The organism is Microbacterium sp. ZKA21 (genome assembly GCF_050434165.1).
Classification (GTDB): Bacteria; Actinomycetota; Actinomycetes; order Actinomycetales; family Microbacteriaceae; genus Microbacterium.
Genome location: NZ_JBNPVV010000006.1, coordinates 122,206 through 135,380, shown reverse-complemented (window position 1 = coordinate 135,380; position 13,175 = coordinate 122,206). Strand labels below are relative to the sequence as shown.

Below are 13,175 nucleotides of genomic sequence, written 5' to 3'. Positions count from 1 at the left end.
GGACCAAGGATGTTCCGTTGGAAGGCCACAGCAGCCACCATCGCCATCGCCGCTCTCGCTCTCACCGGCTGCACCGCCGCGACTGAGGACACCGGCGACGGCACTACGGGTGGAGGCACACTCACCCTCGGCGCGATCCTCGCGCCCACCACCCTCGACCCCGCCGGCGCGGAGTGGGGCAACCGCGCGCCGTACTACCAGGCAGTGTTCGACACGCTGCTGCTCGCCACTCCCGAAGGCACGATCGAGCCGTGGCTCGCGACCGATTGGTCGTACAACGACGAGAACACCGAGCTCACTCTCACCCTGCGCGATGACGTCACCTTCTCCGACGGCTCCGCACTGACCGGCCAGGTCGTGGTCGACAACCTGCAGCGGTTCAAGGAGGGCACCTCTCCCGACGCCAACTACTTCGCCGGCGTCTCGAGCTTCGCAGCCCCGGACGACACCACGGTCGTCATCACGCTCGCGGCTCCCGACCCCGCTTTCCTGAACTATCTGACCCGTGATCCGGGACTCGTCGCGAGCGGGGAATCGCTCGCCAACGACGATCTCGCCACCAACCCGATCGGCTCGGGGCCATACGTCCTCGGCACCGCGGCGACCGTCACCGGTACGAGCTACACGTACACGAAGAACGCCGACTACTGGAACCCCGACGTCCAGCACTACGACACCCTCGTCATCAACGTGCTGGCGGATGCCACGGCATCCCTCAACGCGATCAAGGCCGGAGAGGCCAACGGCGTCAAGCTCGCCAGCAACGACAACCTCGCCGAGGTCGAGGGCGCCGGCTGGACGATCAACGCGAACGAGCTCGACTTCCAGGGTCTGCTGCTGCTGGATCGTGCCGGCACCATGAACCCCGCGCTCGCCGACGTGAAGGTGCGCCAGGCGCTGAACTACGCGTTCGACCGCGAGGGGCTGCTGCAGGCGCTGCAGCTCGGCAACGGCACCGTGACGACGCAGGTGTTCCCCGAGGGGTCCGAGGCGTACGACGAATCTCTGGACGACTACTACACCTACGACCCCGAGAAGGCCAAGGAGCTGCTCGCCGAAGCGGGCTACGCCGACGGCTTCACCCTCGAGATGCCGAGCTCGACCCTGCTGGGCGCTGCGACCTACACGCTCATCGAGCAGCAGCTGGCGGATGTCGGGATCACCGCCTCCTACACGGACCCGGGCAACAACTTCATCGCCGATCTGCTCGCGCCGAAGTTCCCCGCCTCGTTCATGGCGCTCGAGCAGAACCCGGACTGGCAGCTCATCCAGTTCATGATCGCTCCGACCGCGATCTTCAACCCGTTCGACTACTCCGACCCGCAGGTGGACGAGTACATCCAGCAGATCCAGTTCGGCGACGAGGAGACGCAGGCCTCGGTGGCCAAGGAGCTCAACACGTACCTGGTGGAGCAGGCATGGTTCGCTCCGTTCTACCGCGTGCAGGGCAGCTTCGCGACCGACGCGAACACCACGGTCGAGATGCTCCCGACGAACGCGTTCCCCGCGATCTACGACTTCACTCCGAAGCCGTAGCACCGACCCCGGCCCGCTCGCCCCGCGAGGGCGGGCGGGCCGGATCCAGCCTTCTCCACCGACACAGGAGCGCAGCATGCTCATGTTCATCATCCGGCGGATCCTCGCCGGCATCGCCCTGCTCTTCGTCATCTCCCTGGTGACGTTCGGGCTCCTCTTCCTCGACAGCGCCAACATCGCACGCCGCATCCTCGGCCAGAACGCGACCGAGGAGCTGGTCGCCCAGAAGTCCGCCGAGCTGGGCCTGGACCGGCCGCTCGTCGTGCAGTACTGGGACTGGCTCACCTCCGCCCTCACCGGCGACCTCGGCCGCTCGTGGTTCAACGGGCAGCTCGTCTCCGTCAGTCTCTCCGGCAGGCTCAGCGTCAGCCTCTCCCTCGTGATCGGCGCGACCGTCATCTCTGCGATCATCGCCGTCGTGCTCGGTGTGCTGGCCGCCCGCCGCGGTGGCTGGGTCGATGCCCTGGTGCAGCTGATCTCCGTGCTGGGCTTCGCGATCCCCGGCTTCCTCATCGCCCTGTACCTCGTCCTGTTCTTCGCGATCAACCTCGGCTGGTTCAAGGCCACCGGCTACATCCCGATCGCCACGTCCTTCACCGGATGGATGTCCTCCGTCACGCTGCCGATCATCGCGCTCTCGGTCGGCGCCATCGCCGCCGTCGCGCAGCAGGTGCGCGGATCCGTCACCGACGCGATGTCGCGCGACTACGTGCGCACGCTCCGCTCCCGCGGCCTTTCCAGCGGCAGCGTCGTGTACAAGCACGTCCTCCGCAATGCCGGCGGCCCCGCGCTCGCGGTGCTGGCCGTGCAGTTCATCGGGCTGCTCGGTGGCGCCGTCATCGTCGAGCAGGTGTTCGCGCTTCCCGGCATGGGGCAGCTCACGGTCGCCGCCACGACGCAGGGCGACATCCCGGTCGTCATGGGCGTCGTGATCGCGTTCGCCGTGATCGTGATCATCGTGAACCTCGTCATCGACCTCGCGCAGGCCGCTCTCAACCCGAAGGTGCGACTCTCATGACCGCTATCGACGTTCCCTCGGTCGTCCCGACGCCGGCCGTCAAGACCTCGCTGTTCCGCCGCCTCGTCCGGCGACCCGTGGCACTGTCCGCCCTGATCTTCCTCGTGTTCGTCGTGATCATCGCGGTCATCGGGCGCTGGATCGCCCCCTACGACCCGAACCTCGCCTCTCTCCAGCTCGTGCTGGCGCCGCCGAGCGCCGAGCATCCACTGGGCGCGGACAGCGCCGGCCGCGATGTGCTCTCCCGCCTGCTCGCAGCGACCCAGATCACGCTGGCGGCGGCTCTCGTCGCCGTCGTCACCGCGCTCGTCATCGGCGTCGTCTCCGGTCTCATCGCCGGGTACTACCGCGGCTGGTTCGACTCGGTCGCCTCGTGGGTGACGTCGCTGGTGATGGCGCTGCCCGGCATGGTCGTGCTTCTCGCGGCCCGCGCCGTGCTCGGCCCGAGCGTCTGGCTGGCGATGTTCATCTTCGGCATCCTGCTCGCCCCGGCCTACTACCGCCTCGTCTACGCGGCCGTCACGGGCGTGCGCGGCGAGCTCTACGTCGACGCGGCACGGGTGTCGGGCCTGTCGGACATGCGCATCATCGGGCGACACATCCTGTCCGTGGTCCGCGCGCCCATCATCATCCAGTCCGCCATCGTCGCCGGCATCGCGGTCGCGATCCAGTCCGGCCTCGAGTTCCTCGGTCTCGGCGACATGAGCGTGCCGACCTGGGGCGGGATGCTCAATGACGGCTTCGCGAACATCTACAAGCAGCCGCTGCTGATGCTCTGGCCGTCGCTGGCTATCGCGCTCACGTCGATCGCACTGACCCTGCTCGCCAACGGCATGCGCGATGTGCTGGAGCGCACCGCCGTGATCCGCCGCCGTCGGCGTCGCGCGGTCACGACCGCCACAGGATCGATCGCCGCCGTCACCACCTCGATGAGCACGTCGGGGCGCGATCTCGACGATCTGGAGGACTCGGCTCCGCTGCCGATCATCGGCGACACGATCACCCACTCCGACGACGACCGCACCGCCGCATTGCCCGCGACTCCGATCCTCACGGTCTCCGATCTGAGGGTGGCGTACGAGCAGACCGAGGGCGAGGACATCGAGGTGGTCCACGGCGTCTCGCTGCAGATCCGCAAGGGCGAGGTGCACGGGCTGATCGGCGAATCCGGATCGGGCAAGACGCAGACGGCATTCGCCGTGCTCGGCCTGCTCCCGCGCGGCGGACGCGTCACGGCGGGATCGATCGACTTCGAGGGCACGGAGCTGGCGGATGCCGCGGAGCGGGCGTACTCCGGCATCCGGGGCAAGCGCATCGGCTACATCCCCCAGGAGCCGATGAGCAACCTCGATCCATCGTTCACGATCGGATCGCAGCTCGTCGAGCCGCTGCGCAAGAACCTGGGGATGTCGAAGAAGGACGCCACCGAGAAGGCGCTCGCCCTGCTCGATCGCGTCGGAATCCCGAACCCGAAGCGCACGTTCGACGCGTATCCGTTCGAGGTCTCCGGCGGCATGGCGCAGCGCGTCCTGATCGCGGGAGCCGTATCGACGGATCCCGATCTGATCATCGCCGACGAGCCCACCACCGCCCTCGACGTCACGGTGCAGGCCGAAGTGCTCGACCTGCTGCGCGACCTGCAGCGCGAACGGCAGATGGCGATGCTGCTGGTCACGCACAACTTCGGCGTCGTCGCCGACCTGTGCGACCGCGTCACGGTCATGCAGCAGGGCCTGTTCGTCGAGCAGGGGCCTGTCCGCACGATCCTCGGCGCCCCCGCCCATCCGTACACCCAGTCGCTGCTGGACGCGATCCTCGACGAGGGTCCGGCCAGAGGCGCACTGAAGACCGCCACCGAAGGAGCTCAGTCGTGAACGCTCTCCTCGAGGTCGAGGACCTCCACGTCACCTACCCGGGCAAGGGCTTCCGCGCCGAACCGTTCCACGCGCTGAAGGGCGTCTCGCTCGACATCCGGGCCGGCGAGACCGTGGGCCTGGTCGGCGAATCCGGGTCGGGGAAGACCACGCTCGGCCGCGCCGTGCTGGGGCTCGCTCCCGTCACGGGCGGCTCGGTCCGGTACGACGGGCAGGAGATCGCGCATCTGAAGCGCCGCGAGCGCCGAACCCTGTCCAGCGAGATCCAGGTCGTCTTCCAGGATCCGTACTCGTCGTTGAACCCGTCGATGACGATCGCGCAGATCCTCGCCGAGCCGCTCACCGCGCGCGGCGTCTCGTCCAAAGCGGCCAACACGCGCGTCTCGGACCTGCTCGACCGCGTCGGTCTGCCGGCGGATGCTGCCCGCCGACTGCCCCGCGAGTTCTCGGGCGGGCAGCGCCAGCGCGTGGCGATCGCCCGCGCGCTGGCGCTGGATCCGAAGCTCATCGTCTGCGACGAACCGGTCTCGGCGCTGGACCTGTCGACCCAGGCGCGCGTGCTCGATCTGTTCATCGAGATCCAGGAGCGCACCGGGGTCGCATACCTCTTCATCTCGCACGACCTCGCCGTCGTCCGTCACATCAGCCATCGCGTTGCGGTGATGTACCGGGGCGAGCTGGTCGAGACCGGCGACGGCGACCAGGTCACGGCGCACCCGACGCACCCGTACACCCAGCGGCTGTTCCTGGCCGCGCCCGTCCCGAACCCCGACGCGCAGGAGCAGCGACGCGTCGAACGCCGCGCACTCCTCGACGCGCAGCTCACCACCGAAGGAGCCGCATGACCGCCGCGAACCCCGAGACGACGGCACATCTGGTGCCCCTGCTCGAAAACCTCACCCTCGAGCAGAAGGCGGCCCTCGTGCAGGGCGCCGACTTCTGGACGACGGTCGCAGTGCCCGAGATCGGCCTGCGCGCGATGACGCTGTCCGACGGGCCGGCCGGTGTCCGCGGACCGCGGTGGGATGAGCGAGAGCCGTCGCTCAACCTTCCGTCCGGGTCAGCCCTCGCCGCGTCCTGGGACGTCGGCCTCGCGTACCGCTTCGCGGCCGCCGCGGCATCCGAAGCGCGCCGCAAGGGGGTGGATGTCGTGCTCGGCCCGACCATCAACCTGCATCGCTCCCCCCTCGGCGGACGTCACTTCGAATGCTTCAGCGAGGATCCGGAGCTGACGGCCGAGCTGGCGAGTGCCTACGTCCACGGCCTGCAGGACAACGGCGTCGCCGCGACACCCAAGCACTACGTCGCGAACGACTCCGAGACCGACCGGTTCACGGTGGACATCGACGTCGACGATCGCGCCCTGCGGGAGCTCTACCTCGCACCGTTCGAGCGCGCGGTCGAAGCCGGCGCCTGGTCGATCATGAGCGCCTACAACGCCGTCGACGGTGTCACCATGTCCGAGAACGACCTCCTCGAGACCCCGTTGAACAGCGAGTGGGGCTTCGACGGCACCGTGATCAGCGACTGGACCGCCGTCCGGTCCCTGGATGCCGTGCCCGCAGCCCAGGATCTCGCGATGCCGGGGCCCGCACCCGCATGGGCAGACCTCGTCGACGCCGTGCGCGACGGGCGCGTGCAGGAGACCGACCTCGATCGCAAGGTGCTGCGCATCCTGCTGCTCGCCGAACGGGTGGGCGCGCTGGACGGCTCCCCCGCCATCGAACCGGCTGCCGTCGACGGACCGGCATTCGCTCGCGAGGCGGCTGTCGAAGGCTCCGTGCTGCTGCAGAACACCGGCATCCTCCCCCTGGATGCCGCATCGCTCGGATCCGTCGCCGTCATCGGACAGAACGCGCGCGATGCGCGCACGCAGGGCGGGGGTTCGGCCACGGTCATCCCCGAGAAGGTGGTCTCCCCGCTCGACGCGATCCGCGCGGCCCTTGCGGGTGCGGACGTGCGCTACGAACTCGGCGCGGTCGTGCAGGAGGGGGTGGCCGAGATCCCGCTCGAACGGATCGTGAACCCCGAGACCGGCGCACCCGGCCTGCGGGTGCGGTTCCTCGACGCCGACGGGCAGGAGCTGTTCGCCGAGGATCGCCGTGCCACCGGGCTGGTCTGGTTCGGCGGCGATGCGCCGATCCTCTCGAGCCGCACCATCGTGCTCGAGACGCGCTACACGCCGACCGACACCGGCGAGATCCAGCTCGGCTTCGCCGGTGCGAATCCCGGGAAGCTCTTCGTCGACGGCGTGCTCGTGCTCGACGACGTCCCCGTGATCGAAGGCACCGACCTGGGCGCCGCGTTCCTGAACCCGCCGTCGCTCACCGTCGGCGTCCACGTCGAAGCGGACCGGGCGATCACTCTGCGCGCCGAGTTCACCCGGGAGGGCGCCGGCGCTCTGAGCGGCGCATTCAGCGCCACGCTCGGGATCGCTCCGGAGCGCACCGACGCGGACCTGCTCATCGCGAGGGCCGTCGAAGCGGCCGAGGCGGCCCAGGTCGCGATCGTCGTCGTCGGCACCAATTCGAAGGTCGAGTCCGAGGGATACGACCGCGTGGACCTGGATCTGCCCGGCCGTCAGGACGATCTCGTGCGTGCCGTCGCCGCGACGGGCACGCCGACCGTCGTCATCGTGAACGCGGGTTCGCCCGTGGTGCTGCCCTGGGCGGGTGAGGTCGCGGCGATCGTGCAGGGCTACTTCGGCGGCCAGGAGTTCGGTCACGCGATCGCGGATGTGCTCACCGGCACCGCGGAACCGGGTGGACGTCTGCCCACCACCTGGCCGGCCGCTCTCACCGACGTCCCCGTCACCGAGGTCGCCCCGACCGACGGGCGTCTCGTCTACCGAGAGGGCCTGCACATCGGCTACCGGGCGTGGCTGAAGGATGCCGCCGTGCCGGCGTTCCCGTTCGGTCACGGCCTGGGGTACACGTCCTGGTCGTGGGGTGCCGCGCAGCGTCATGAGGATGCGGTCGAGGTGACGCTGGCCAACTCCGGCGAACGCGCCGGCAAACATGTCGTCCAGGTCTACGCCGAACGCGCCGACTCGGCCGTCGAACGCCCCGTGCGCTGGCTCGTCGGCTTCGCGGTCGTCCGCGCCGAGGCCGGGAAGACCGTCACCGCCACGGTGCCGGTCCCCGCCCGCCGCCTGGCGCACTGGGCGGGCGAATGGGTCGTCGAACCCGGGATCTACACGCTCCGCATCGGCGCCTCCGTCGCCGAACTGCCCCTCTCGATCGACTGGGAGATCGCGTGACCCTCGCCGGCCTCGACGGCCCTCTCCGCGGCAGCGCCGATCCTCGCCTCAGTGAGATCATCCAGACGCTCGACGGCTATCTGACCGCCGACCCCGATCTGTCCTTCCAGGTCTCGGCGTTCCACGACGGGACACCGGTTCTGGACGCCTGGGGCGGCCCGCACCTCGGCGAAGAGACGCTGATCGTGCCGTACTCCGTCACGAAGAACACGATCGGCGTGTCGATCGGACTCCTCGTCGAGCGCGGTGAGATCGACCTGGACGAGCGCGTCGCCGAGTACTGGCCGGAGTTCGCCGCGGCCGGCAAGCACGACGTCACGGTGCGTCAGCTGCTCTCCCACCAGGCGGGCCTGCCGCAGGCGACGCCGGCGCTGTCCTGGGCGGAACTGCTCGATCACCACGCCGCCGCGGAACGCCTCGCGGCGAGCCGACCGTTCTGGCATCCCGGCAGCGCGTTCGGGTACCACGCGGTCACGATCGGGAATCTCGCCTCCGAACTCGTGTTCCGCATCACCGGCCGCACGCTGCACGAGTACTACGAGCAGGAGATCCGGCAACCGCACGGAATCGACTTCCATCTCGGTCTTCCCGACCGGTTCCGCGAGCGCAGAGCCGATGTGCTTCCGATGATCCGTCCCGCTTCGGATGCGACGGAGTCGGCGTACTCCGCTCTGGGCCCCGTCGTCTTCGCCACGCCGGGACCATCCGTCGATCTCGCGAACGACGAGCAGAGCTGGAGCTTCGGTCATCCAGCCGGTTCCGGAACGGGCTCGGCGCGTGGGATCGCGCGGCTGCTCGCCGCTGCGGTCACCGGCGTCGACGGCGAGCAGGCGTTCCTGAGCGCGGACACGGTCGGGCAGATCGGTCAGCAGCAGATCCGCGGCTACGACGAGGTGCTCCACCAGCACGATCGCGCCCACGCCATCGTCTTCCAGAAACCGTCGCAGCAGCTCGCCTTCGGCGGACCGCGCTCGTTCGGTCATGACGGAGCCATGGGCGCCCTGGCGTGCGTCGATCCCGACACCGGGCTGGCCTTCGCGTGGACGATCGCCCGCGGGCCATGGCCGGGCGGCGCCGATCCCCGCGCCGTCGCGCTCGCCCGCACGCTCGGCCGCACCCTCTCCGCGTGAATCGCCACCGACACCCAAGGACCGACCGCATGACCACGCTCTACAACCCGCTGCTCAACGGCTTCCATCCCGACCCCTCCGTCGTGCGAGTGGACTCCGCGGACGGACCGGAGTGGTTTCTCGCCACCTCGACGTTCGAGTATCTGCCGGGCATCCCGATCCATCGGTCCCGCGACTTCGAGAACTGGGAGCTGATCGGCCACGTCGCGACCCGCCCCGGCCAGCTCGCGGTCGAGGACGTCCCGACGGCGGGCGGCGCCTGGGCGCCGACGATCCGCCACCGCGACGGCGTGTTCCATCTCGTCATCACGGATGCGATGGGCCGAGGGATGCTGCACTTCACCGCGACGGATGCGGCGGGTCCCTGGAGCGACGGCGACCTGATCCTGAAGCAGGACGGCTCGGCATCGCTCGACGGCATCGACCCGGACATCGCCTGGGATGCCGACGGGACGGTCTACGTCACCTATTCCGGCCTGATTCTCAGCGGTGACGGCATCGGTCAGCACCTGGGCATCCAGCAGGTGACGGTGGACCTCGAAAGCCACCGCGCTCTCGAGGAACCGCGGTCAATGTGGTCCGGCACCGGCGGCGGATTCCCCGAGGCACCGCACCTGTACGAGGTCGATGACCGCTGGTATCTGATGATCGCCGAGGGCGGCACCGAGCGCGGGCACGGTGTCTCGATCGCCCGCGGAACGTCTCCGGTGGGCCCGTTCGAGACGGCGCCGCACAACCCGCTCGTGTCGGCCAGGTCGACCACCCGGCCCGTGCAGAACACGGGCCACGGCGACCTCGTGATCGGCCCGGACGGCGACTGGCTGTGCGTGCTGCTGGGGGTGCGCCCGCGCAGCATGACACGCGCCTTCTCGGCACTCGGCCGGGAGACCTTCGTGACCCCGGTGCGCTGGGAGGATGACGGCTGGCCCGCGATCGATCCCGTACTCCTGAACCCGCGTGCGGGCACGCGCGTCGAGATCGCCTTCGCGGACTCCCACGAGCTCGATCACGAGTGGATCGCCGTCCGAGCGCTGCCCGGCTCACTCGCCGAGCTCTGTGATGGTGCCCTCGTGCTGCACGGCGACGGCTGCACGCTGGACGATCCACGCCCGATCTTCGTCGGCCGCCGACAGGAGCACCTGACGAACGCCGTCACGGTGAGCATCGACGTCGGCGCCGGAGTCGGGGGGCTCGCCGTGCGCTACGACGAGCGCTTCCACGTCGAGGTCGAAGCCGGCGAGGGCGTGCTCACGGCCCGCGCCGTGGTCGCCGACCTCGTGCAGGAATGGACTGTGCCGCTGACGTCCACGACGCTCGACCTGCACCTCGACTCTCGAAGGCCCGACGGCGACGGCGGCTTCCCCCGTACGAGCGACGTCCTCCACCTCGGCGCCACTGTCGACGGCGAGCGCATCGATCTCGCCGCGGTCGACGGCCGCTTCCTCGCCTCGGAGACCTGCGAATCGTTCACGGGCCGAGTCATCGGCGTCTACGCTCGTTCCGGCGACGTCGCCGTCCGCAGCTGGGTCGCCGAAGGAGACGACGAATGACGGATGCCGCAGCCACCGAGCCCCGCATCGCCACGGTGCGGGCGGAGCTCCGTGACGACACGCTCTTCGTCGCGACGCCGACGCCGCGCCTGAGCTGGACCGTGGAGGGAGCAGACGGCTGGCTGCAGGCATCGGCCGACCTCACCGACGGGTCGACGGACGTCACCATCGACGGCCGCGACAGCGTCCTCGTCGCGTGGCCCTTCACCGCCTTGAACCCCGGTGAGACACGGGACATCCGCGTGCGGGCGCGCGCGGACTCCGGCGCCGTCACCGAATGGAGCGCTCCGCTGCGGGTCGAGGCGGGCTTCCTCGGCGCGAACGAGTGGGTCGCGCAGCCGATCGGCCTCGCCGCACCCGAACGCGAGGCGCAGCCGTTCGTCGCCCGCACGTCGTTCCGCCTCGACCGCCCGATCGTACGCGCGCTGCTGTTCTGGAGCGCGCTCGGCGTCGCCGAGCCCGAGTTCAACGGCATCCCGGCATCCGAGGACGTGCTCTCCCCCGGATGGACCGCCTACCGCGACCGGCTCGTGCACGAGACGGTCGACGTCACCACGCACCTGCGCACCGGCGACAACGAGCTGTCGGCGACCATCGCGGGAGCCTGGTACACCGAGAAGTACGGCTTCTTCACCTTCACGAACCGGTTGTACGGCACCCAGCCGTCCTTCCTCGCGCAGCTGCGCGTGACCTACGCCGACGGTACGAGCGAGACCATCGCCGCGACGGGGCCCGACTGGCAGGCCGCAGGGGACGGACCGGTCGTCGACAGCGGCATCTACGCCGGTGAGCACCAGGACCTGCGACGCACGGCATCCGTCTGGGCGCCCGCACGGGTAGGAGCCGCGTCGCTCCCGGGCTATGAGAGCATCCCCGTGCCCGAGGCGCGCATCGCTCCTCCGGTGCGCCGGATCGAGAGCATTCCGGTCGCCGACGTGATCGAGACGCCGTCCGGCGGGCGGATCCTCGACTTCGGTCAGAACCTCGTCGGGCGGCTGCGGATCCGCACGCGCGGCGCCGAGGGAGCCCGCCTGATCGTCCGCCACGCGGAGGTCCTCGAAGACGGCGAGCTGGGTCTTCGACCACTGCGCAATGCGGCGGCCACCGCGACGTTCGATCTCTCCGGCGCCGACGACCTGCTCGAGTCGCGCTTCTCGTTCTACGGCTTCCGATACGCAGAGCTGACCGGCGTCGATGTGGATCCCTCCGACGTCGAAGCGGTCGTCCTGCACACCGACCTGACGCGAACCGGCGAGTTCGCCTCGTCCGATCCGCTCATCGACCGCCTGCACGAGAACGTCGTGTGGGGCATGCGCGGCAACTTCCTGTCGATTCCGACCGACTGCCCGCAGCGCGACGAACGTCTCGGGTGGACGGGCGACATCCAGGTGTTCGCTCCGACGGCGAGCTTCCTCTACGACTGCGACGGCTTCCTGACCTCCTGGCTGCGCGACCTGGCCCACGAGCAGCGACGCGCGGATGGCGCGGTGCCGCTGGTCATCCCTTCGGCGCTTCCCGCGTTCGGCGGCGGCGGACCGACCGCCGCCTGGGGCGATGCCGCGACCGTGGTGCCTACCGTCCTGTTCGAGCGCTTCGGCGACCACGGCGTCCTCGCCGACCAGTACGCGAGCATGCGCGCCTGGGGCGATGCCGTCCTCGCGGTCGCGGGTGACGGCGGACTGTGGGCCGGGCAGATGCAGCTGGGCGACTGGCTCGATCCGTCCGCTCCACCGGAGAACCCCGGGGCCGCCAAGGTCGACGGCGACATCGTCGCCACGGCCTATCTCGCGCGCTCTCTGCGGCAGGTCGCAGACGCTGCAGAGCTGCTCGGTCACGAAGAGGATGCCGCGGTCTACGGCGCGCGCGCCGAACGCAGCCGAGCGGCGTTCGTGTCCGAATACGTGACGCCGTCCGGCCGCATGATGAGCGACGCTCCGACCGCCTATGCGCTCGCGCTGGAATTCGATCTCGTCACCGACGAGGCTCTGCGTCAGGCACTCTCCGACCGGCTGGCCGATCTCGTCCGCGAGGGCGGCTATCGCATCGGCACCGGGTTCGTGGGAACGCCGCTCGTCACCGACGCCCTCACCGGCGGCGGCCACCTTGCCGAAGCCGAACGACTGCTCACCCAGACCGAATGCCCGTCCTGGCTGTATCCCGTCACGATGGGAGCGACGACCGTCTGGGAGCGGTGGGACAGCCTGCTGCCGGACGGCTCGGTGAACCCGGGCGAGATGACCTCGTTCAACCACTACGCGCTGGGGGCGGTCGCCGACTGGATGCATCGCGTCGTCGCCGGCCTCGGCCCGGCATCCGCGGGCTATCGCACGCTGCGGATCGCCCCGCGGCCGCTCACGACGCTGGATCGCGCATCAGCGCGTCACATCACGCCGTACGGCGAGGCATCGGTCGCGTGGCGGCGCGAGGGCGGTGAGATCGTCGTCTCGGCGCTCGTTCCCGCGAACACCACGGCGACGGTCTCGTTGCCGGGGACCGACGAGTTCGTGGTGGGCTCCGGGCGATTCGAGTGGCGGGTCGCCGCGGCATCCGCTCCCGAGCGCTCCCCCTTGCCGGGGCTCGACGCCTCGCTCGCCGACGTCATCGACGACCCGCGTGCCTACCGCGCCCTGCTCGACGCCGTCGCGGCCTTCGACCCCGAGCATGCCGAGGCCGTGCGTCGCGACACGCTGTGGGGACGAGGGCGCACGGTCAACGGCGCCCTCATGTTCACACCGCCGCAAGTGATCGCCGACGTGGATGCCGCCATCCGCGCCGCGACGTCCGCCTGACCCTTCAATCCACGTTACG

Annotated in this window: 8 protein-coding genes; all 8 read left to right on the top strand. The window is 69.8% G+C overall.

What is annotated here, in order from left to right:
* The first annotated feature begins 9 nt into the window (after positions 1–9).
* The 8 genes from M2317_RS13480 to M2317_RS13445 all read left to right on the top strand — a co-directional run bounded on the left by M2317_RS13480 (position 10) and on the right by M2317_RS13445 (position 13,156).
* Positions 10–1,536: an ABC transporter substrate-binding protein gene (locus tag M2317_RS13480; protein ID WP_429460944.1), complete on the top strand. Its 1,527-nt coding sequence runs from the start codon at positions 10–12 to the stop codon at positions 1,534–1,536.
* Between the two features lie 76 nt (positions 1,537–1,612).
* A complete protein-coding gene (locus M2317_RS13475; RefSeq protein ID WP_429460943.1) occupies positions 1,613–2,554 on the top strand; it encodes an ABC transporter permease in 942 nt (313 codons plus the stop codon).
* Positions 2,551–4,428: a dipeptide/oligopeptide/nickel ABC transporter permease/ATP-binding protein gene (locus M2317_RS13470; RefSeq protein ID WP_429460941.1), complete on the top strand. Its 1,878-nt coding sequence runs from the start codon at positions 2,551–2,553 to the stop codon at positions 4,426–4,428. The genes M2317_RS13475 and M2317_RS13470 overlap by 4 nt, the downstream gene beginning before the upstream one ends.
* Positions 4,425–5,273: an ATP-binding cassette domain-containing protein gene (locus tag M2317_RS13465; RefSeq protein WP_429460939.1), complete on the top strand. Its 849-nt coding sequence runs from the start codon at positions 4,425–4,427 to the stop codon at positions 5,271–5,273. Before M2317_RS13470 ends, M2317_RS13465 begins: the two co-directional genes overlap by 4 nt.
* Positions 5,270–7,687 (top strand): glycoside hydrolase family 3 protein, encoded by a 2,418-nt coding sequence (locus M2317_RS13460; RefSeq protein ID WP_429460937.1) that lies wholly within the window; start codon positions 5,270–5,272, stop codon positions 7,685–7,687. Before M2317_RS13465 ends, M2317_RS13460 begins: the two co-directional genes overlap by 4 nt.
* Positions 7,684–8,817 (top strand): serine hydrolase domain-containing protein, encoded by a 1,134-nt coding sequence (locus M2317_RS13455; protein WP_429460935.1) that lies wholly within the window; start codon positions 7,684–7,686, stop codon positions 8,815–8,817. The genes M2317_RS13460 and M2317_RS13455 overlap by 4 nt, the downstream gene beginning before the upstream one ends.
* Positions 8,818–8,846: 29 nt before the next feature.
* Positions 8,847–10,367 (top strand): family 43 glycosylhydrolase, encoded by a 1,521-nt coding sequence (locus M2317_RS13450; protein ID WP_429460933.1) that lies wholly within the window; start codon positions 8,847–8,849, stop codon positions 10,365–10,367.
* Positions 10,364–13,156, top strand: coding sequence for a family 78 glycoside hydrolase catalytic domain (locus tag M2317_RS13445; protein WP_429460931.1), 2,793 nt, complete (start codon positions 10,364–10,366; stop codon positions 13,154–13,156). Before M2317_RS13450 ends, M2317_RS13445 begins: the two co-directional genes overlap by 4 nt.
* The last annotated feature ends 19 nt before the right edge of the window (positions 13,157–13,175 follow it).

Coding starts and splice junctions, on each gene's coding strand:
- M2317_RS13480 (WP_429460944.1), top strand. CDS start 10: ATGTTCCGTTGGAAGGCCACAGCAGCCACCATCGCCATCGCCGCTCTC.
- M2317_RS13475 (WP_429460943.1), top strand. CDS start 1,613: ATGCTCATGTTCATCATCCGGCGGATCCTCGCCGGCATCGCCCTGCTC.
- M2317_RS13470 (WP_429460941.1), top strand. CDS start 2,551: ATGACCGCTATCGACGTTCCCTCGGTCGTCCCGACGCCGGCCGTCAAG.
- M2317_RS13460 (WP_429460937.1), top strand. CDS start 5,270: ATGACCGCCGCGAACCCCGAGACGACGGCACATCTGGTGCCCCTGCTC.
- M2317_RS13450 (WP_429460933.1), top strand. CDS start 8,847: ATGACCACGCTCTACAACCCGCTGCTCAACGGCTTCCATCCCGACCCC.
- M2317_RS13445 (WP_429460931.1), top strand. CDS start 10,364: ATGACGGATGCCGCAGCCACCGAGCCCCGCATCGCCACGGTGCGGGCG.